Genomic DNA, 21,423 nt, shown 5'->3' with positions numbered 1-21,423 from the left:
CAAATAAATAATATAAAAAGTACAAAACGTGTTGAAAAAATATCCATTAACAATATTGTTTTTGAATATGAAAATGGCAATTTCATTTTTGACGGTGCCAGTGCAATTTTTACAAAAAATAAGATTAACTATATTGTCGGAAGAAGCGGTGTGGGCAAGTCAACTTTGATAAACCTTATTTTGGGCAAAATTGCTGCCAAAAGCGGAGATATTCTGTTTGATGACACTAATATTAAAGTTCTCATTGAAAATGGCGGAATACCTCAGTTCATATCTTGGGTTCCGCAGGAACCAGTGCTTTTTCGGGATACTATTAGAAATAATCTAATTCTAGGCTTAGATATTTCAGAAGACAGACTTATGTCTGTTTGTAAAGAATGCTCCATTCTCGAAGATATAAACAATCTTCCTGATGGATTTGATACAATGCTGGGGGATTTCGGAGATAACTTGTCAGTTGGCCAAAAACATAGATTGGGATTAGCGAGGGCACTACTTCAAGATAGTCCTATAATTATTATTGATGAAGGCACAGCAGGCCTTGACTATGAAACTGAGCAGCTAATTAAAAACAACATACAAAAGTTTTGTAAAGATAAAATTGCTATTATAATTACTCATAGTAAAGATTTTATAGCAGATGATTCAATTGTGTATGAGGTTAAAGATAAAAAAATAGCAGAAAGACTAGGAAAAAAATTCGCGTGTTTACGTTCTTAGAGCTCAAACAGCTCTAAGATTTCACTTTCAGACATTTTGGAAAGTAGGGTTTCTCCTGGCTGAATGACTGAATCAATCATTTCCTTTTTCTTTTGCTGCAATTCAAATATTTTATCCTCTATTGTACCCTGGGTAATGAGTTTCATTACTTGGACAACGTTTTTTTGTCCTATTCTGTGGGCACGGTCTGAGGCCTGATCCTCAACTGCGGGGTTCCACCATGGGTCAAAATGAATTACCATATCGGCGCCGGTAAGGTTTAAGCCTGTCCCACCTGCTTTTAAAGAGATGAGAAACAACTTTCCTGTGCCCTGGTTGAAGGATTTGACCATTTCCACGCGGTCTTCGGACTTGGTTGTGCCGTCTAAATAAAAATACTCAATACCTTTTCGCTCTAGGAACTGCTTTATGATTTCCAGCATACTTGTAAACTGTGAGAACAGCAAAATTCTATGCCCGCTGTCAAAAGCATCTGTCATTATTTCTTCCAAGACTTGAATTTTGCCGCTTTCACCGTTGTAATTTTCTATAAAAAGGGATGGATGGCAGCATATCTGGCGAAGCCTAGTAAGTAGGGACAGTATTTTTATTTGACTTTTTTCAAACCCATGCGTTTGAAGTTCAATAGCAACTTCTGCCTTTGCCTTCTTTAGATATGCCAGATAAATTTTCTTCTGCTCTTCTGTCATTTCGCATACAATTTTAGTTTCGATTTTTTCGGGAAGGTCTTTTAACACATCCTTTTTGAGCCTTCGGAGAATAAAGGGACGTATATGCCTTCCCAGTTCATTGAGAGCGTTTTGGTCGGAGTATTTTGTAATTGGAGTTTCAAACTTTTTTAAAAATTTACTGTGGGATAAAAGATATCCCGGCATAACAAAGTCAAAAATCGACCAAAGCTCTGTGATGGAGTTCTCAATAGGAGTGCCTGTCAGGGCAAAGTTCATCCCCGAATTGATTTGCTTTGCGGTTTTGGCATTAAGAGTGTTGGGATTTTTAATGTGCTGGGCCTCATCGAGGAAGCAGTACTGGAATTTTATATCCTTGTAGAGGTCAATATCCCTCCTTAGCAAAGGATATGAAGTTACTACAATATCGACGTCTTTTATTTTATCAAATTTCTCACGCCGCTCCGAAGCAGACCCGGAGATAACCAGAACCTTAAGCTCCGGGGCGAATTTTTTGACTTCTTCCTGCCAGTTGTATACAAGGGAAGTGGGTACAACAACAAGAGAGGGAGCTGTTGCCTTATCCTTTTCCGACAGTATAAATGATATCACCTGGAGGGTTTTGCCCAAGCCCATGTCATCTGCCAAAATTCCTGACAATCCATAATATGCAAGGGTTTTTAGCCATTTGTAGCCGACCTTCTGATAATCCCTCAGAACATTTTTTAGTTTTTCGGGGATTTCGAAATCCATATCCCCGGGTTCCTTTATATTTTGAACCATATGTTTAAAGTTTAGGCTCCGCTCAATTCCGTTCATATTGGCTTCACGCAGCAGGCTGTCAATATACATTGCTCTGTACTTGGGAAGCTCTATAACCTTTTTGGAAAGATCCTTCCCTTTGATATCAAGCTGTTCAACTAAATTGCTCATGCTTTTAAGTTCCGGAAGGTCAAGGGGCAGGAAAGAGCCGTCCTTGAGCCTGTAAAATTTTCTTTTTTCTTTTATGGAAGAAAAGATATGTTCAAGTTCACTGCTGTCAATATCTCCATAGTCAAAAGAAAATTCCAGCATGTTTGAATCCTGACTGAGCCGTACGCCACCGGAAAAGCTGGGAGGAAATCTTATACCGATATTTTTAAATGCATCGGAATAGTACACCTCCGATAATTCCTGAAGCCGGGAGAGGTCATTTCTCAAAAACTCAAATAATTTGATTTCATCTATCAGATAGATTGTATTTTTATCCACCGTAAACTCTGCCGCTTCAAAAATCTCTATAATTTTCCTCTCTGTTTCCATATCCCTGACAACTATTTTTTCAGGGTCGTTAATATAATTTTGTCCGGAGAAAGGGTTTACAACGAATTGGCCGTAATGGAAATTGATAACGGCAGAAATCCCTTCTTTGTATTTGTCAAAATATATCTTTGAAACAAGCTTTTCTTTAACAAGCTTCTCTTCTATCCCCTTATCTATGGAAACCTTGCCAAGCTTATGGATATGGGGCAGGATTTCAGAAACAAATCTTTCAGTCTGCTCCGCCGGAAAAGGCAAGGTGTCTGTTTTGCCTTTTAAAAATTTGGAGATAAAGGGGGCATAGTATTTCTGCTGTCTTTCAGAAGGATGGTATATTTTGTCATTGTAATAAAAATAAATCCCTTTCTCTGTGAGAGGTACAAACTCCGAGGATGACTTTAAATGCAGCAAAACTCTATTGTTTCTATGGGATAGAGAAAAATCAAGGGGAAGGTTCTCTTCTGTTATTGACACAAGTTTTTCTCCATAGCTTAATACTTTTGCGTAAAAACTTCTGTTTTTTAAAGCATCAAATATCCTTAGCAAGTATGGTGTTGATAGCAGAATCTTTTTACCGATGAACACACTGGAAATTGTTTGGTAAGTATATTTGAATCTCTGCTCTAAAAGCTTCTCATTTTCGTATATTTCCATAAGAATATCGATAATTCTTTGGTCTTCTTTAGAAAATGTATGTTTTGCAGGGTCAAAAGTGAAATTTTTGCCAAACTCTAAAGGTGTGTTTGCGGATATGTGGGCTAAAAATTCCTTCATATTCTTTACGATGTACAATCTATCTATACCGAGTCTAAGTTCGAGTGAGGATATGTGGCTGTTAAAATAGTCCCGGTTAAATTCGTAAGTTATCTCAAGATGGACTTCGTTTTTGGATTTTCATCCAAAAAGCTTTCAAAGAAGGCAAATATATCTTCAAGGGTATCGCTATGCAGTTTCTTGGAATTATCAAAATTATAATATTTATATTTGAGAAGTTCGCTCTGGGCCATTTTCATTACTGCCACAATATGCTTGCATGCGCCGAATTGATTGTAATAGGCCGGACATGTGCATTCATAGTCTTCGATATCGCCGTCATCATCAAAATATATTGAGACATCGTAATCCTCAGAGCCTCTTACAACAGCATTGATTACCAGCTTATTGTTGTCGAATTCGAAATGCCTCACCCGGTGATTGAGATTGTATAACAAGCCTCTTTTATAGGCTTCATTGTCTGATGCATGGTGACGAATTATTTTATCGTGAATATTGGGTATATTCATATGTTAACACCTCTAAAGCAGAAGATATAACCTTCAATTAATTAGTATATAACAATTTGTAAGCAAATAAAATAGAATGGGAAAACATTAATCGGCAAAAATGTGTGATGAAAAATATCGCGAGTTCAAAGCTACTGAAGAACTCGCGATATATACTAATCAATATATGGTATTATATCAGTGTTTCCAGTTCGGAAAGAATCTTTTCGAATACATCCAATGCATCCTGCACCGGCTTCGGTGTGGAAAGGTCGACTCCGGCGATTTTAAGAAGTTCTAAGGGATAATCGGAGCTTCCGCTTTTCAAAAACTTGATATATCTATCCACTGCCGCCTGTCCTTCTTTTAGTATCATGTTGGATATAGCGGTTGCGGATGAAAAGCCGGTGGCGTATTTGTAAACATAGAAGCTGGTATAAAAGTGGGGAATTCTTGCCCATTCCATGGCTATTTCCTTATCTACGTTTACTTCGGCTTCAAAATACTTTTTATTAAGGTCGTGATATATACTGCACAAAATTTCCGACGTCAAAGGTTCACCATTTTTATGTTTCAAGTGTATTATTTTTTCAAACTCGGCAAACATAACCTGCCTGTAGATAGTGCCGCGGAACTGCTCAAGGTAATGATTCAAAAGATAGGCTTTTTCCATCCTGTCTTCCGTTTTTTCAAGAAGGTAATTCATAAGCAGAGATTCGTTTACCGTTGATGCCACTTCGGCAACGAAGATTTTGTATTCCGAATAAACATAGGGCTGGGTTTTATTGGTGTAGTAAGAGTGGAGCGCATGCCCCATTTCATGGGCTATGGTAAACACGTCGTTTATTGTACCTTGATAGTTTAAAAGGACATAAGGATGTGTGGTATAAGCCCCCCATGAATATGCACCGCTGGTTTTACCTTGATTTTCGTATACATCTATCCAGCCCTTTGTAAAGCCTTCCCTAAGGTATGAAAGATATTCTTCTCCTAAGGGATGAAGACCGGATTCCACCATTTTTAGAGCCTCTTCATAAGGAATGTTCTTTTTTGATTCCTCAACAATTGGAACGTATAGGTCATACATATGAAGTTCATCAAGCTTTAAAGCTTTTTTCCTCAGCTTTAAATACCTGTGGAGAAGGTGAAGGTTTTTATTTACCGTTTCAATTAAGTTGTCATATACATCCAAGCTTATGTTATCGGCATCCAAAGAAGCCTCAAGGGATGAGTTGTACTTGGAGGCAGAGGCATAGAATTTGGCAGCCTTGATATTTCCGACAAGTGAAGCCGCAATGGTGTTTTTGAATTTGCCGTAAGTGCTGTAAAGTGCTTCGAATGCATCTTTGCGGACTCTTCTGTCTTTACTTTCAAGGAATTTAATGTATCTACCTTGGTAAGCTCCACTTCTTCCCCATCTTCATCCTTTATAGAGGGAAATTTTATATCTGCATTATTAAACATAGTAAAGATTTCCCTTGGAGAGCCGGCCATTTCCGAAGCAAGGGCCAGCAATTCCTCTTCTTTTTCCGAGAGAACATGCTCTTTTTGCCGCAGAATCTCACGGAAAAACTGGCGGTACAACTGAAGGTCCTTATTTTCTTCAATATAGCTGTTTAATTTCTCCTCAGGGATGGAGATTATTTCAGGTACAATAAAAGATGTGGCTGCATAAGCCTCGGTCATAAGGCGGATGCCCTGTCGGCCAGACTCTGGTATGTAGAATCTGCGTTATTTTCGTCTTTTTTCATTCGGGCATATACAAAGACCCTGTCGTTTGTGGACATTAGTTGGTTACTTTGCTTCAAACATTCAAGGAGAGTGTTTGAATCCTTGCTCAAAGTTCCCTTGAATTTAACTATTTGGGATATATATTCCTTAACCTTGCTAAAATCCTTTTCCCAGTCATCAATGCTGGCATATATATCTTCGAGTTTCCATTTGTATTTACTGTCTATTTCATCTCTTTTGGGAAGTGCTTTTGTTTTTAATTCCGGCATACAAAAAAGCCTCCTTTAACTATTTATTATATTGATGCTAAGTTCATAAATCGTTGTATTTGTTGTTTTTTCCCCGGCATTTGCTTACCGGATACTTTAGCTCGTTCTTTTTTACTTTGCCGAGAATTGCTTTGTTAAGGTCAATCTCTAAATCATGGCTTAAAAGCAACAGGTATGATGCAATGTCTGCAATTTCGTCTTTTACATCCTCGAATTTGGATGATGAAAGATACTCTTTTGCTTCAACATCAGTTTTCCATTGGAAATGCTCCATAAGCTCTGCTGCTTCTATTGCAATTGAAACGGCCAGATTTTTTGGAGTATGAAACTTGCTCCAATCGCGCTCATTTCTGAATTTTAGCAGTGCATCCAAAGCAGCAGCAAGGTTTAAGCTATCCATTATAGTAAAAAGTCCTCCTTGTAAGAAAAGGAATAAGAGTTGTATATTTTTTACTTTAGATTACTATACCATTATAACCCAACAGTTGCATTTTCCAAGGTTAATATTTACTAAAAAACAGAGTTTTATTACAAAAAAAGAGCGCCTTTCGAGGAAGAAAGGTGCAATAAAAGGGGTTCTTTATATAATAGGAGAGTGTATGAATGTAAATTTATAATTTTTTTAGAGCTTTATACAATATTACTGCAGCTTCAGCTCTTGTGGCATAATCCCTTGGATAAAGATTAGTGCTGCTTTTGCCGGTTATGATTTCTTCTCCGTTTAGTATGGCCATACTCTGCAAAGCATAGACAGATACATGGCTTTTATCGGAATATTTGTCCAAAACCGTGTCACTGTGGTTTGGCAGCGGTTTTCCAATGATTTTAAAGGTTTTTGCCAGAATTACCGCTATGTCCTCTCTTTTTATCGGGTCATTGGGATAGAAGTAATTGTTGCCTGTTCCCGAAACAATGCCCATGTTTTTGGCAATCATGACATTTCTGTAGTACCAATGGTTGGGCTTCACATCTGCAAAAGTACCTGTCGGTGTCTTGTCCAATTGGAACGCATTTACTATAAGGGTTATAAACTCTGCGCGGGTTATACGGTCGTTGGGCGCAAATATTCCCAACTCCTCCGATTTTCCGCGTATAATGCCTCTTGATGCCAGACTTTCTATGGCTTCCTTTGCCCAAGGCACGGAATCTAAATCATTGAAGGTTTTGGAAATTGAGGTTTTTACCATTCCGATATTGGTGTAATCGGTGTATATGTTTTTATCATAACCTCTTACTCTATAATAATAGGTGGTGTTGGCATAAAGCTGTTTATCGGTGAATTTGCTTATGTTTTTGCCCACCCTGGCAATTTCGGCAAAATCCCCATTACTTGATTTTCTCTCAATGACGAAGCCTTCTTCATCATCGGAATTATCCTTCCACTCAAGCATAACTTGATTTGAGGAAACTGCCTTTACTACAAGGCTAGAGGGAGCGGACAGGGATTTCATAAGTACCTGAATTTCTTCGCTGTATACCTCAAAACGGTAAGCTGACTTTTCTGCGACCACTCTAAAATAGTAAAGGGTATCCGGTTTTAATTCTTTGATTGTGCAGCTGGTGGTGTTTTTAGAAAGTGAGACAACCCTCTTCCAGTTTTCACTGTTTCCTTCTTTCATTTCCACTCTGAAACCGGATTCATCTTCGGTCATGTCGGTCCAGCTTAATATTATTTCGGTACTTGATACGATGGTTGCTTTCAGGTCTTCGGGAGCTTTAAAGCTTATGCCGTCTACGGAAGATTCATTTGAATACTCCGACCGGTTATGGGCGTTTACAGCCATGATTCTGTACGTGTAGTCGGTTTCCGGGTCTGTGTCGTAATCATACCATACGGTTTTGTCTGCGTCCTGCCTTCCGATTTCTATGAATCTGCCGTTTCCTGTTTTTCGTTCAATTATTATTTCCGATTCACCCAGGATTCGTACTTCCAGGATAGTTTCACAAACCCGGATGCAGTCCAGGCCGATGTCAAATTCTCCGGAGTTTCCAAATAAGTATAGGCACCGATACCTTCAGATTTTTCGGGATAAGGTTTTGAGTAAACTCTGTTGGCAAGATTTGTTCTTACCCTGTAAAAATACTGGGTGTTTGGAAGCAGGTCCGTATCTCTGTAGTTTGTATAGCCTGAGGCCAGAGTGGTTATCATTTCCCAGGTATCGCTATCTTCGGTTCTTCTTTCGATAATGGTACTATAACTCGCGGAACCTGCGTATCTCCAGCTAAGCTCGATCTCGGTTGGAGATAGTGGTATGACGGTCAATGACCCGGGAGGTGCTTTTAAAATAGATGTTGTGCAGCTAACTTCATTGGTGTAGGATGATGCATCCCCTGCCGAGTTAAAGGGTATTACCCTATAGGTATAGGTAGATTGACTATTCACACTATTGTCGGCATAGGAAGTGGTATTTGCGGGCAAGGTTGCAATCGGAACAAAGTTACCTGTGTCAACCTTTCTTTCAACTCTAAAGCCTGACTCATTACTGGAAGAATCTTTCCAGTTCAAAGTTATTTTATTGGTGGACGTAATTTCCAACCTTAGATTTGATGCGGAAGACGGAGGCCCTGTATATATGGAATATACGGGGGATGAAGCAGAGTTGCCGTTTTCGTCATAAGCTGTTATACGGTAATAATAATACTTGTTTGGAAGAATTCCTTCTGTATCCGAATAAGTAGTTATATTACTGTCAAGTACAGCTATTGTATAGTAGCTTCCCGAATCGATTCTTTTCTCTATTTTGAGAGCAAAATTGCCTTTTGAGGGAAGGTTCCAGCTAAGGTCGATTCTTCCGGAATCGACGGGGACACATTGAAGATTTGAAGGAGCCAAAAGCCTTGCCACAGGCTTTGATATATTACTGAAACCTTTATATTTTTCATTGTCAATGCTTAACCTGTACCTGTATGTTCCGTCGCTGTCGATACGGTCAGTGATGGCGGTACTGTTTTTTGTCAGTTTGGTATTTATTATTTCCCATGAATCCCATTTCTTTTTATCTTCGAGGTATTTGGATCTCTCAAGCCTGAACTCATGAATATGGTCGTGTTGACCCCAGGAAATTGTTACCGTACTGCTTTTTATCGATGCATCTATAACCGGGGGAGTTATAGGTTTTATTGTAACGGGGGCGGAAGATGGCGATGAGTGCCCGTTCCCGTCTATAGACATAATTGTGTATTGCGAATCAACACCATAAGTTAGGGTTGGATCTACAAAACTTACGGAAGTATTTCTGCCGGAGACTTCGGCAATTTGTCCGCCTCCAAGCTTGTTCACTATGGTGCCGCGGGCTGCAAGGGAATTGTTTACCCATGTCAGAGTAACTTCATTAGTGTTGATATCCAGATATGAGGAAACGATGGAAGGAGCCTTCATTTGTAAAGTGGAAACCGTGCTGTTGGCAGATTTAATAGCCTTTCCGTTTGGGCCGACAGCAGTTAGGGTATAGCTGTAGGAAGTTTGAGGTATTAGACCGGTATCCTGAAAGCTCAGATAATTTCTGTCAAGATTTACATCTATATTGGCAATATGTACATCGTTTCTGGCAATGCTGTAATAAACTGCATTTGCTACTGAGGTCCAGTTGAGATTTATTTGAGTATCGGAATTGAAGTCTGCAGGAGCCACATTAAGATTGAAATCGGCAAGAGCAATGTCCCTTAGGCAAAAAGTTGTTATTAGAATAATAAGGATGAAAATGATTAATTTTTTGAAGGAATCTATAATTAATCTCATGGTTACCCTCCCTTGTGAGATAAAAGAAGATAAATAGGCTATCAAAGTTTCTATCGAATAATTTTGAAACAAAGTTAACGAGTTTTTAACGGTATATATTTAAATTAATTTTGGGAAAAAATACTCTTGAAATATTTGTTCTTTTCTAGTATACTATTAATCGTCGATTTTGGATATAATATGATATATGTGCCCATAGCTCAGCAGGATAGAGCGTCGGTTTCCTAAACCGCAGGCCGGGGGTTCGAATCCCTTTGGGCACACCAGAAAAGCCGCTCAACTTAATTGTATGGGCGGTTTTTTACTTAGTCTTTTAGGGTGAAATATTAAATATCTTAACAAACAATGGGTTTGACAATAAGCATTTTATTAGTTATAATTTTATTCGCAATGTTTCATAGTAATTTTGCTTTATATTCGGTTAATTTATTGGAGGCTAGGACGCAAGTTGGAGTTTGAAGAAGGCTCACATCATTGGTTTATGAGGGAGGCCTTGAAGGAAGCCTACAAGGCATACAGCAAGGAGGAGACTCCCATTGGGGCGGTGATAGTCAGGGACGGCAAAATAATTGCCCGGGGACATAATGAAAAGGAACTCACCAATGACCCCACTAATCATGCTGAGATAGCCGTAATTAGGGAAGCATGCGCAAAGCTTGGTACATGGAGACTTAATGACTGTGACTTGTATGTTACATTGGAGCCTTGTACAATGTGTGCCGGTGCAATTATACAGGCCAGGATTGGAAGACTCTTTATAGGGACTGTTGATCCTAAAGCAGGAGCGGTTGGCTCGGTAATTGATGTTATGAGGGTTGACGCTTTTAATCATAAAGTTGAAGTTACTTACGGAATATTTCAGGAAGAGTGCTCAGAGATTTTGAAGAATTTTTTCAAGGAGCTTAGACAGAGAAAGTCAAATCAAACATAGAAAAATTTGATTTTGATAGTTGATTTTGTGGAACTTTTCGGTTATCATTAAAATCTGAATAAAGATGTTTAAAATAAATATACGGAGACGTATCGAAGTGGTCATAACGAGCCTGACTCGAAATCAGGTTGTCGCGCAAGCGGCACGTGAGTTCGAATCTCACCGTCTCCGCCACGAACCTGTTTGCGGTAAATAGTCGTAGACAGGTTCTTTATTTGGCCTTTTGGAATGAAATGAAAGAGGTAAAAACAACATTTCTGTAAACTATTGATGGAAAGTGCATATTATGATAATATGAAAATATACGCATTAACTTACAGAAAGTTACATCCTTGCTGAGGTTGGTGCTGCGAAGTATCAACGAACCGGGTGGTAACACGAAGTATTATGCTCTCGTCCCCAGGATTGAATCCTGGAGGTGAGAGCTTTTTTAATGCACATTTTGCTTAGGTAAATATGTTAATTCAAATAAATTGGTAAACTTGGAAATGAGGTGTGTATATGAATATTATAATTGGAAATGCATGGCCTTATGCGAATGGTTCTTTGCATATAGGGCATATAGCCGCATTATTGCCGGGGGATATATTGGCAAGATATTTTAGGTCAAAAGGCGACAAGGTGTTTTTTGTTTCGGGCAGTGACTGCATGGTACACCGGTAGCAATCAGGGCCAAGCAGGAAAATAAGACACCCGAGGAAATAAGTGATTATTACCACAACGAGTTTGCCGACTGTTTTAATCGTCTCGGTTTCTCTTATGACCTGTATGGAAAGACATCCGGCAGTGAGCATAAAGACTTTGTTAGAGATTTTCACAAGAAACTTTATGATGGCGGATATGTTTACGAGAAAAGTACCCTTCAAGCATATTGTGATAAATGCAAGCAGTTTTTGCCTGACCGCTTTGTAAAAGGCTTATGCCCCCATTGCAATAAACCGGCGAGGGGCGACCAGTGCGAAGCGTGTGGAAGTGTATTGGAGCCGGAAAACCTGCTTTATGCAGAATGCAGTATATGAGGGGAACCGCCGGAATTTAGGTCTACCAACCATCTTTATCTGGCTGTTACCCGTATGAAGGAAGAGTTGGAGGAATATATCGAGAGCTACAGGAACTGGAGAAAAAATGCTTATGAAATGTCCAAGAGGTATATTAATGAAGGTCTGTGCGACAGAAGCCTTACCCGAGACCTTGACTGGGGCATTGACGTTCCGAAGGATGGGTTTAGCGACAAAAAAATATATATTTGGGCAGAGAATGTCCTTGGATACTTATCGGACTGTTATACTTTATGCTGCCGGCAGGGAATTGACTTTAATGAGTTCTGGAACAGCTCAAGACAATATTATGTACATGGTAAGGACAATATACCTTTTCATACGATTATTCTGCCTTCGCTGCTTTTAGGCCACACCGATATAAAATTGAAACTTCCCGACGATATTATATCCAGCGAATATTTGACTCTGGAAGGAAGGAAAATTTCCACCAGCGAAAATTGGGCCGTTTGGGTGAAGGATATTATTGAGCGATACCACCCTGATTCCATCCGTTATTTTCTGATTGGCAACGGTCCTGAAAAAAGAGATATCGACTTTACTTGGAGGGAATTCATTAACAGCCATAATGGGGAGCTTTTGGGGGCATACGGAAATTTTGTGAACCGCAGTCTGGTATTTGTTCAAAAGTATTTTGAAAACAAGGTACCCAAAGCTCAATGCAAAGAGGATATTTTGCAATCATTGACAAGGCTTTATCCTCGTGTTGGAGAACTAATAGAACAGGGAAGTCTCAAAGAGGCACTGGATGCAATTTTTGTATTTGTGCGGTCGGCAAATAAATATTTTGATGATAAACAGCCGTGGATTACTATAAAGAGTGATGTTGAAAAGTGCGAAGAAACTCTTTATACCTGTGTGCAAATTATCGCTAATCTTTCCAATCTGCTGGAACCTTTTTTGCCTTTTTCTTCTGCAAAAATAAGAAGCATGTTAAACATTGAAAAAGCAGACTGGAGGTATATAGAAGTACCGGCGGGCCAAGAGATTGGGGCGGTAGAAATCTTGTTTGAACGGATTGATAAAAAGGTTATACAGGAGGAAGAGTCAAAGCTTAAAAAGAAGTAATTATATTGCCTTCTGTCTCCGGATTTTTTGGAGATAGAAGGCCTATTTATTAGTTCGACAGGTGATAGATGTGGGGATTTTAACGCATAAGTAGAAGTATTGTAATGGACGAGAAAATGAGAATATATTTGTGTAAGAAATAAAAATATAGTAATGCTTTTTGATTTAAAGTAAATAGCATGTCTTTAGAATTTTCTCTATAGACTCCCAGACGGAAAGTGAAGGGTTTTCTTTGTAAAACTTATAGCCTTTATACGAATGCAAAATGTATCCGTTTTCCTGATTACGCTTCATAATAACTTTTGCTCTTTGGATCGCCTGTCGGACATGTTCTAGTGTTAGTTGTCCGAGGATGCGTTTAAAATTGTCTTCTTTTTTATAGTGATCTAAATTTTGAAAATGCTCACCGTAGACTCGGTTAATCAGTTCAAGATATTGACCACGGTGACACAGTGTGGAGTTACAATCAGCTTTATGAAGAATGATCCAAAGTTCGAATGTAAAATTGCTGTAACCTAGATGATACTTAATATTTTTGCCTGAATTTTCAGCTACTTTCATTTGTTCCAAAGTAGCCATAAATTGGCGTTGATAAGTGTCTTCGTTACTTTCGTAGTCAAATATGTGGGTTATATCTGTTTTACTGATGACAGCTAGTTGCTTTATCCGACTAAGAGGATTTTTCTCAATTTTGCAGTTAAATTTGACTGTATATTTTGTTGTAGGTTCTGCATTAATTATGCGCTGAAGCCATTCTAAATACCATTGTTCCGTTTGCCCTTCAACGGTAAAGTAAAAAGTTCTATTTTCTTTGCGCATGAAATTACACCTCACTTTCATGCGAGATTAATTCTTGGAAAATAGGTGTGAAATCCACATCTTTAATTGCACCGTATCGATCTACAAAGTAGTTTTTCATATAATCTTCGTTTTTACGAACTCCGGATTTTCCTGCTGTTCCAAAATCAGAAAGAGAATAATGGGTGCTAAAATAAGTTTTATCGTCGCGTTCTACAAATTTTATTTCATCTCGCCTATACAAATTAGAATTTAAAAAAATAGGGTTATGAGTATTAAAAACCAACTGTGCGCGATGAATGTTAATTTCATTATTATGAAAAATATTAATAATATTCATCAAGGCGATAGGATGGATAGAAGCATCAAATTCATCTGCCACTAACGTACAACCATTTTTAAGTGCAATGGCTATTAAAGGAAACATATTTATAAATCGTATAGTTCCATAAGATTCAAAAAGCTCAGCAGGAACAGCTGCCTTTTTTTCAGTATTGTTAAAAAGAGAAAATAACGTTGCTTCATTATTTTCATCATTTACAATATATCCAAGAGCATTTGAGTTGATGCCAAAACAGGACGCTGCTTCATTCAACGTCTTTTCAATATATACTGATTTTTTTCTCGGATCACTAAACTTTCTTATAAGGCGCATAGAGTTTGCTTGATAAATTATCATAAATTTATTATTGAGCCAATCACTGATTAGCTCAACTAATTTAGAACTAAACATATTCTTAAATCCATTCATCAAGAAGAGTTCTTCATCGTCCAAATTGCTTTTTGCTAAAGCAATTGCACTTTCAGCATTCTCTTCGAAAGCGTTAATAAAGAAATCTTGAATAGGCTTTAAAGAGTAAAATTCCAATTTGGGATTCCTCGAAAAAATAACTATATTGTTGATGGCCAATGTTTCAGATAATATTTTACGAGGATAATCAGTTTCTAAAAACTTTCCCAAATCAGCGGTAAAAGAGTATTCTACCAATATGCCGTTTGTTGTAAATTTAATTGAAAAAAACACGGGTTCAGAATTCACATCAGCACTATTGGGGATTAATTCCAAAGTAGAAGCTGCTGCATTGGGATAACTTTTGTCATCGCTATTGCGGATGTTTCCACGCAATACAATGGATTTGAAGGTATCCATTGCGCCAATAATATTAGTTTTTCCAGAGGCGTTAGGACCATAAATAACAGCTGAGCATAAACCTTTATATACATTTTTACCTATTGTCTCATTTAAAATGCTATAATCAAGTCCCGTTTGCTTGGGAGCTGGTACAAGAGAAAATACAAGTTCATCTTTAAAAGACTTGTAATTTTTAGTTCTGAATTCTAATAACATGTGATTTCCTCCATTCTGCGAAAAATACGCAAAATCGTATTAATATTATATGTTATATACTGTTCAAATGTCAATTTATTTATTCGCATTTTGCAAGATTTACGCAAAATCAATTTATGATTAGGACATTTATCTATATATTCAACCAACTATTATATGTTATTTCTGTGGTGGGTTTATTTCTTATGAATCAAGTCACATCTTCTTAATTTAAAACATAGAATGGTACTATGAAGCGGGAAAGGAATGGGTAGTATGTATAATACAAATAGTAATTGGCCGTATACATGTTTTACAAACGTACCGTTATATGCTCCACAAAATATGTATAACGATAAAGTGTGTCAGTGCCCCTATCTTCCGAGTATGCCAATGTATAACTTTGGCCTGTGCAATCCGGTTTTGCCTCAGCATATTCCCTATGCAGAGCATGCCAAGGGTTGCACTCCGATTAAATTGAAGGACTATGGCCCCGAACCCTTTGTAGTGAATATTGAAGAAGCAGCAAAGCAAAATGATAATTTTCGCACGGCTTTGTGGACCGGAAGTCATTTACAGCTTACATTAATGAGTATCAATGTTGGGGAAGACATCGGTCTGGAAATGCATCCTGATGTTGATCAATTTATACGTATTGAAGAAGGGTGCGGGATAGTTAAAATGGGTGACAGCAAAAATAATCTGAATTTTCAAAGAAATGTATATGATGACTATATAATTATTATCCCCGCAGGAAAATGGCACAATCTAATAAACACCGGAGACAAACCGATAAAATTGTATTCCATCTATGCGCCGCCGAACCACCCCCACGGCACGGTTCATGCGACTAAAAAAGATGCCGGCGAATAAGGTATAAAGCCTTGTCAAAGCCGGTTTATCAATTCAATATGTACACATACACTTTTCGTACTCCAAATTTCATGGCGGATTCATTTACTATGGATTCGCCAGGTTTGTCTTCTCCGAAAAATATATCGATTTTGCTGCCCTTTATAAGGGAACCGGTGTCTTCCGCGATATAAACTCCGTTTAGATTGCTGTATTCTTCGGGAAATACTATATACATTTCACTTCCCAAGGGAATTACTGAGGGGTCAACGGCAACCGTTCTTCCAACTTTGGCTCTTGTGCCGGTATAGGTGATTCCGTATTCCGGATGTTCCCGGGTTTTACCGCAGCTTTCAAAGGAAAGGTCATAGGCTGTAGCTGTAAGATACAGTACTTTTTTGTGCTTGGGAACATTCTTGTGAAGCCCTGAGGAGTAGCCCAAGTGGGATAAAATAGTGTTTTTTGAGTTAAGCTCATCCGGCACATCCGGTTTATTAAAAATGCTGACGTTGGATGGGGAAGAGCTTGGTTCGAGAGTGCTTGTTTGCATGGTATCTGCAGTTTTTGCAAGCTTTCCGACGAGAGCAATGCAAGAGGAAACTATAACCAAGACCAACACTGATGCAACAATAACGATTTTTTTATCCCGGAGGACTCTTTTTTGCTGCCATTTTCGCAGATATCGGGTATATTACTTTCAGCCTGGGTTTCAACTGCAGTTTCATCTGGAGTAGAGGTCTCTTCAGCTATAGATACTTCTTCTATTGATATTTCTTCAGTTGCTTCAGTGGCCGGTGCGGGCACATTATCTGCCGGTGGTTCTATGGTATTATCCTTCTCCGAAGGGTCACTTTTGGCATCAATTGCTGAATTATTCACGGCCTCATTTACTTCGGAGGAAGTTTTTGCCGGGATTATTAACTTTAGTGTGTAATCTTTGACGACATCTTTTATGTAAGGTTTCTCCAATATATTTCCGCACCATTGGGAAATTTCGTTTATAAAGTTGTCTTCTTTAAAACCGCTGCCCAAACATGCCTGATAAACATCATTGGCATTAATTGTGAAGGGGTGCTTTTTTACCGTTTCTCTAAGGAGAGTCTTTTTTATTTCATCTCTATAGGTTATGCTAAATGAGGATATATTTTTATTGATTATTTTATTTACCGCATCTGCAAAAATTGCAGCTCTTCTTTGCCGAGAATGATTCGGATATTGGGCTGAAATATAGTTTTTTATATCCAACACATTCTTTTGGGTGAGAATCTCCCGGTTTTTTAATTCTTCCAACACCAAATTAATGTTGATTTCCACTAATAACCCCCCAGATAACAGGTTAAAACAAATTGGATTTTGCTTATGCCATATTTTATTGTATCATTACTCAATACATTATATAATATCGAAATATATCAGGTGTTTAATGAACAGCAAATCCAATAGTTAAAATTTTATATTGACTCCGGAAAAAAAGAGATTAATATTTATAATCATATTATGTATATTAGGGGTGGTTTATGAGGTTTATTACATTTGATCCTTTTCGTGCATTGGGTATTCCCGATGTTACCTATATAAAACCTGAGCTGATTTTGCCAAAAAGGATGTAATTAAAGAAGCAGACTGGGTACTTTTCCCGGAATACTGGCAGGTAAATCTTCTTCATTACGTGTGGAAGAAAATATTTTCCCAGTATAAACTCCTATCATTTGGGACACGACAAGGTTGAGATGACGAGAGCTTTGCAGGCCTTTGTGCCGGAGCATCTTCCATATACGCTTATTGCACCCGCAAATACCGATTTAGACGTCATAATGGAGCAATTTGATTTTCCCTTCGTTGCAAAAGAGGTGCGGAACTCCATGGGAAAGGGAGTGCATCTTATTTCAAATCCCAAAGATTTAAAAGATTATATGAGCAAAAATGAGGTTTTATACCTTCAAGAGTATTTGCCTATAGACAGGGATATAAGGCTCGTTGTAGTAGGAAAAAAAGTAGTGTTTGCATATTGGAGAATTGGACAGGAAGGAAGCTTTAAAAATAATGTGGCCCAAGGGGGAAGTATTGATTTCTCTCCCGTTCCGAGGAAGGTAATCGAACTGGTAGAGGATGTGGCTACAAATCTCGGTATTGACTATGCAGGATTTGATGTGGCCGTTGTTGAAGAACATCCGTATTTCTTTGAATTTAATGTGATGTTTGGAAATCAGGCGATAGTTCAGGCAAAGGTTCCCCTTGTGAAGTATATTTTAGATTATGTAAATGAGAAAGACTCTCCCCAGCCGCCCAAACCATCGGTTCCGGCTCCGAGAGCATCCTAAGGGTTTTGTGCCTGTGCGGCTTGTTTTTCTAAAAGCTTAATTAGCGTATTTGTTTTACCGACTGTCTTTCGATAAGGGCAACCGGCAGAAGTATTTTTTCGTCTATACATTCTTGCCCGTTCATTCTCTCAATAAGCTTTTTAACTGCGCGTTCTCCCATTGCTTCTTTATAGATGTGCATTGTTGTCAATTCGGGAGAAACACTTTTTGATGACTCTATATCGTCAAACCCGATAATTGATATATCATCGGGAACAGATATACCCATAACCGAAAATGCTTTATAGAGAGATATTGCTTCTAAGTCATTGCAGCAAAATATAGCTGTGGGGAGTTTGGGAATTTTTTTCAATTCATCAACGATTTTATCAACTCCGTCATGAAGCAGTGTGGACATATTCTTGTCAATTATAGAAAAAGAATTGTTTACCGGAATGTTGTACCGCACATGGGCTTTGAGGTATCCCATGTATCTGTCGAAAAAGCTCGGGGATGCGAATATATCTCCAAAAAAGCCTATATCCTTATGTCCTGATTTGATTAAATATTCTGTAGCAATAAAGCCCCCGGAAAGATTGTCGGTTAGTATATAGCTGGCTCTTATGTCCTCAAAAAAATCATCTATTATTACAAGAGGGAGATTAAGGCCTATAATGGAATTTACGGTTTTCCTGGAAATACGTCCAAGGGTTATTATTCCGGAAACAATGCCGTCTCTTATGCAAACCGGGGGTTGAAATTCTTTGCTGTCGTCAAAGCAGTACAATATGGTATTTAGACCATTTCGATTGCCTTCAGATTCAATACCGTATTGAATGAATGAAAAGAACCCCACTGAATTCTTTGTATCATTTGAGAGCATAAGACATATACTCTCTGTTTTTGGGTCGGAGGTGTTATTTTTTGTGTTGGATTTTTTATATTTATAGCCATATTTTTCGGCTGTCCGAAGAATCTCGTTTCTGGTCTTTTCACTTACCCCGGGCATATTTCTAAGAGCTAGTGATACAGTATTTTTTGTAATGCCCAGCTGGTTTGCAATAAATTCCATCGTGACTTTCTTTGCCATTTTCTCCTCCATAAAACACTTTAATTAGTTATAATTATAAAGATTTTAACGCAGTTTTTCAATCTGTGGCTTTAAATAATCCTTTCGTTAGCTGTATATGGAATAAGACTTTAGGAATTGTGCAAACTTTATGTCTATTGTATAACGGTTTTAATTATTGTATAATTATATTGTAAGCTTATTTTAAGTGCTTTTTAAATTTTTCTTTCGCAAGCAGTTCATGAGTTTTGAAATTTTTCCTAAGTTATCTTTTTAATGTAATACTTACATTAAATTGTGCATTGTTTCAGCCGAAAAGAAATGAAATAGTATATTATGTATGAGTTAGAGATAAAGTTGATTTGGTGTATCTGCTTTCTGGTTCACATAAGTCAAATCTATTAATTGGTATAATTGGTGTGGAATTCAACGGCAGTCTGGAGTCCATTACATGTTTGCTGTAACAAGTCTATATGGAGGCAGATTAAATATGAAGAGTGCAAACGGGAAAACTTTGAAGTTAAATAAATCTATAATTTCCCTTATGATAATAGCAACAATTTTGCTTGTTTACAATACCGGCATGCCTTTTACGGGGATATGGGATGGGGCATTGTATAAGGTGAAAGCGGAGGAATCGTCGCTAATGGTTGAGTTTTATAACAGTAACAGGCAAGAACATACACTTATTGTAGCACCCAATTTCCTTATTACCAATGTCGGTTCATCTGATATCGATTTGAAGGATGTGAAGATTAGATATTATTATACGCTAGACAGCTATGACAGCGAAGAAACTCAGAATTATGGTTTTTATACTTCACAAAAAAACGGAACTAATATAAATGCAACGGCTACATTTGCTAAGATGGGCATACCGACCGATACGGCCGACTATTATTTCGAGATTGGATTTGACGTTTCCGCGGGAACTTTGGAGCCGGGGGATAAGTTGAATTGAAAGCAGGCTTTAGTAAGCAGAAATATGAAGAAAGTATGCAGAGCAATGACTACTCTTATAATGGCTCTGCCGAAAATTACTCTTTGTGGGATAAAATAACTGTATACATAAACGGTCAGTTGGTTTCAGGCATTGAGCCTAATATGTATGCAAGCAGGGAAACCGGTGCATGGTATATGTTTGATGACACTGTCAAAGATTTGCCAAACCAATCAAAGGACTATAGAGGAAATTATGGTAATGCGGTACTAAACTCGGGAGCAGGTATTGCACCGGGACGAAATGGAAATGGTTTGTCTTTGGACGGAGTTGATGATTATGTTACTTTTCCCTCAGAAGTAGTTAGCTGTTTGTATTACTTTACCATAGCTGCATGGATAAAGGTTGATGCTATAGGTGATGTGCAGACAATATTTGATTTTAGCAGAGAGAATGACAAATATATGCGTTTTAGTGTCAATAATGACGGGAAGGTTAAATTTGCAATGACTGAGTCCGGCGAAAGCCAGGCTAAAGAAATTGTGTCCGATATAGAATTGCCTGCAGGTATTTGGAAACATGTGGCAGTAGTTTTGGCCGGAGACACAGGAATTTTGTATATTGATGGAGTTGAGGTTGGCAGAAACAACGACATTACCCTTAGACCTTCAGAACTGCTGGGTACTACGCCAAGTATCTATATTGGAAAGTCCCGTGAGTCGAATTCATACTTTGGCGGGATGATAGATGATTTTCAGATTTTTGACAGGGCATTGAGTGTTGATGAGATTAAGGCTCTTACAGGCAGTATAACAAGGGTAAACGATTCGGATTCGGGAATAGTTTACAGCAGCGGATGGAATTATAGCTCGGGAAGGGATAAAGGTGACTACTTGAATGACGTTCATGAGTTTAATTCACCGGATGGAGATGATTATTTCGAGTATACATTTACCGGAGTGGGAGTAAATTTCATAGCTTCTCAATATGCCGGCAACGGTGATGCAGAGGTGTATATTGACGGAGTACTTATGAAGACGGTATCTATGGATGGGTTTGCTGACTATAGCCCTCAGAGCGTAGTCTACAGTAAACTTGGCCTGGTACCGGGAACCCATACAATAAAAGTTGTATTCAAAAACGGTACCCGGGGAATTATTGATGCTCTGGATATAATTTCAGAGCCTCCGGAGGTGCCAATGCCAACACCAACACCGAGTCCAACGCCAACACCAAGTCCGAGTCCAACACCAACCCAACATCCGAGTCCAACGCCGACGCCAAGTCCGAGTCCAACACCAACACCGAGTCCACGCCGACGCCAAGTCCAAGTCCAACACCAACACCGAGTCCAACGCCGACGCCGGAACCGAGTCCAACCCCAACACCGGA

At 38.4% G+C, this 21,423-nt stretch carries 14 protein-coding genes, 2 tRNA genes and 3 pseudogenes; 9 read left to right on the top strand and 10 right to left on the bottom strand.

What is annotated here, in order from left to right; translation table 11 throughout:
- Nucleotides 1-720 (top strand): ATP-binding cassette domain-containing protein (locus JCM21531_RS14185; protein ID WP_117407261.1); only part of this gene is annotated, 720 nt, incomplete at its 5' end.
- Here JCM21531_RS14185 and JCM21531_RS14180 read toward each other — a convergent pair.
- The 5 genes and pseudogenes from JCM21531_RS14180 to JCM21531_RS22525 all read right to left on the bottom strand — a co-directional run bounded on the left by JCM21531_RS14180 (nt 717) and on the right by JCM21531_RS22525 (nt 9,688).
- Nucleotides 717-3,970: pseudogene (locus JCM21531_RS14180) on the bottom strand (DEAD/DEAH box helicase). The gene JCM21531_RS14185 and the pseudogene JCM21531_RS14180 sit on opposite strands and share 4 nt — an antisense overlap.
- A gap of 172 nt (nt 3,971-4,142) precedes the next feature.
- Nucleotides 4,143-5,949: pseudogene (pepF, locus tag JCM21531_RS14175) on the bottom strand (oligoendopeptidase F).
- Between the two features lie 43 nt (nt 5,950-5,992).
- Entirely contained in the window at nt 5,993-6,349 is a 357-nt protein-coding gene (locus tag JCM21531_RS14170; RefSeq protein ID WP_038290877.1) for a nucleotide pyrophosphohydrolase, read from the bottom strand.
- A gap of 211 nt (nt 6,350-6,560) precedes the next feature.
- Nucleotides 6,561-7,733 (bottom strand): S-layer homology domain-containing protein, encoded by a 1,173-nt coding sequence (locus JCM21531_RS22530; RefSeq protein WP_243467727.1) that lies wholly within the window; start codon nt 7,731-7,733, stop codon nt 6,561-6,563.
- Between the two features lie 116 nt (nt 7,734-7,849).
- A complete protein-coding gene (locus JCM21531_RS22525; protein WP_243467726.1) occupies nt 7,850-9,688 on the bottom strand; it encodes a fibronectin type III domain-containing protein in 1,839 nt (612 codons plus the stop codon).
- Between the two features lie 189 nt (nt 9,689-9,877).
- On the opposite strand from JCM21531_RS22525, the gene JCM21531_RS14160 reads away from it, so the two are divergent.
- The 4 genes and pseudogenes from JCM21531_RS14160 (at nt 9,878) to metG (ending at nt 12,745) form a co-directional block, all read left to right on the top strand.
- Nucleotides 9,878-9,954 (top strand) — tRNA-Arg (locus JCM21531_RS14160).
- A gap of 182 nt (nt 9,955-10,136) precedes the next feature.
- Nucleotides 10,137-10,619: a tRNA adenosine(34) deaminase TadA gene (gene tadA, locus JCM21531_RS14155; protein WP_094184813.1), complete on the top strand. Its 483-nt coding sequence runs from the start codon at nt 10,137-10,139 to the stop codon at nt 10,617-10,619.
- A gap of 83 nt (nt 10,620-10,702) precedes the next feature.
- Nucleotides 10,703-10,793 (top strand) — tRNA-Ser (locus tag JCM21531_RS14150).
- 327 nt (nt 10,794-11,120) lie between these two features.
- A pseudogene (metG, locus tag JCM21531_RS25135) lies at nt 11,121-12,745 on the top strand (methionine--tRNA ligase).
- Nucleotides 12,746-12,910: 165 nt separating this feature from the next.
- Here metG and JCM21531_RS14140 read toward each other — a convergent pair.
- Both JCM21531_RS14140 and JCM21531_RS14135 read right to left on the bottom strand, forming a co-directional pair.
- Nucleotides 12,911-13,564: an RloB domain-containing protein gene (locus JCM21531_RS14140; protein WP_038290875.1), complete on the bottom strand. Its 654-nt coding sequence runs from the start codon at nt 13,562-13,564 to the stop codon at nt 12,911-12,913.
- A 4-nt stretch (nt 13,565-13,568) separates the two neighbouring features.
- Entirely contained in the window at nt 13,569-14,891 is a 1,323-nt protein-coding gene (locus JCM21531_RS14135) for an AAA family ATPase (RefSeq protein WP_038290870.1), read from the bottom strand.
- 255 nt (nt 14,892-15,146) lie between these two features.
- Between JCM21531_RS14135 and JCM21531_RS14130 the strand changes: the two genes are divergently transcribed.
- Entirely contained in the window at nt 15,147-15,743 is a 597-nt protein-coding gene (locus tag JCM21531_RS14130; RefSeq protein ID WP_038290879.1) for a cupin domain-containing protein, read from the top strand.
- A 28-nt stretch (nt 15,744-15,771) separates the two neighbouring features.
- Here JCM21531_RS14130 and JCM21531_RS24020 read toward each other — a convergent pair whose 3' ends face one another.
- Nucleotides 15,772-16,332, bottom strand: coding sequence for a 3D domain-containing protein (locus JCM21531_RS24020; RefSeq protein ID WP_279379079.1), 561 nt, complete (start codon nt 16,330-16,332; stop codon nt 15,772-15,774).
- A complete protein-coding gene (locus JCM21531_RS19345; RefSeq protein WP_173400198.1) occupies nt 16,323-17,036 on the bottom strand; it encodes a hypothetical protein in 714 nt (237 codons plus the stop codon). Before JCM21531_RS19345 ends, JCM21531_RS24020 begins: the two co-directional genes overlap by 10 nt.
- A gap of 395 nt (nt 17,037-17,431) precedes the next feature.
- Here JCM21531_RS19345 and JCM21531_RS14120 point away from each other — a divergent pair, with 395 nt between their 5' ends.
- Nucleotides 17,432-18,043, top strand: coding sequence for an ATP-grasp domain-containing protein (locus JCM21531_RS14120; RefSeq protein WP_201768061.1), 612 nt, complete (start codon nt 17,432-17,434; stop codon nt 18,041-18,043).
- Between the two features lie 40 nt (nt 18,044-18,083).
- On the opposite strand, the gene JCM21531_RS14115 is transcribed toward JCM21531_RS14120, so the two are convergent.
- Nucleotides 18,084-19,112 carry a LacI family DNA-binding transcriptional regulator gene (locus tag JCM21531_RS14115; protein WP_038290869.1) on the bottom strand — a complete coding sequence of 343 codons (1,029 nt, stop codon included), beginning with the start codon at nt 19,110-19,112 and terminating at the stop codon, nt 18,084-18,086.
- 469 nt (nt 19,113-19,581) lie between these two features.
- Here JCM21531_RS14115 and JCM21531_RS22515 point away from each other — a divergent pair, with 469 nt between their 5' ends.
- Entirely contained in the window at nt 19,582-20,052 is a 471-nt protein-coding gene (locus JCM21531_RS22515) for a cellulose binding domain-containing protein (RefSeq protein ID WP_054847122.1), read from the top strand.
- Nucleotides 20,049-21,423, top strand: a 1,375-nt coding sequence (locus JCM21531_RS19465; RefSeq protein WP_243467725.1) for a LamG domain-containing protein, incomplete at its 3' end; no start/stop codon positions are given. The genes JCM21531_RS22515 and JCM21531_RS19465, both read left to right, overlap by 4 nt.

Origin of the sequence: Acetivibrio straminisolvens JCM 21531 (assembly GCF_000521465.1) — a bacterium.
Lineage (GTDB): Bacteria > Bacillota > Clostridia > Acetivibrionales > Acetivibrionaceae > Hungateiclostridium > Hungateiclostridium straminisolvens.
Note: the sequence above shows the minus strand (reverse complement) of the source record. Positions and strands in the feature narration are given on the sequence as shown.

Excerpts from the sequence above, each read along its gene's own strand:
- JCM21531_RS14170 (WP_038290877.1), bottom strand. The coding sequence starts at position 6,349 with ATGGATAGCTTAAACCTTGCTGCTGCTTTGGATGCACTGCTAAAATTC.
- JCM21531_RS14140 (WP_038290875.1), bottom strand. The coding sequence starts at position 13,564 with ATGCGCAAAGAAAATAGAACTTTTTACTTTACCGTTGAAGGGCAAACG.
- JCM21531_RS14115 (WP_038290869.1), bottom strand. The coding sequence starts at position 19,112 with ATGGCAAAGAAAGTCACGATGGAATTTATTGCAAACCAGCTGGGCATT.
- JCM21531_RS22525 (WP_243467726.1), bottom strand. The coding sequence starts at position 9,688 with ATGAGATTAATTATAGATTCCTTCAAAAAATTAATCATTTTCATCCTT.
- JCM21531_RS22515 (WP_054847122.1), top strand. The coding sequence starts at position 19,582 with ATGAAGAGTGCAAACGGGAAAACTTTGAAGTTAAATAAATCTATAATT.
- JCM21531_RS14130 (WP_038290879.1), top strand. The coding sequence starts at position 15,147 with ATGTATAATACAAATAGTAATTGGCCGTATACATGTTTTACAAACGTA.
- JCM21531_RS22530 (WP_243467727.1), bottom strand. The coding sequence starts at position 7,733 with ATGGCTGTAAACGCCCATAACCGGTCGGAGTATTCAAATGAATCTTCC.
- JCM21531_RS14135 (WP_038290870.1), bottom strand. The coding sequence starts at position 14,891 with ATGTTATTAGAATTCAGAACTAAAAATTACAAGTCTTTTAAAGATGAA.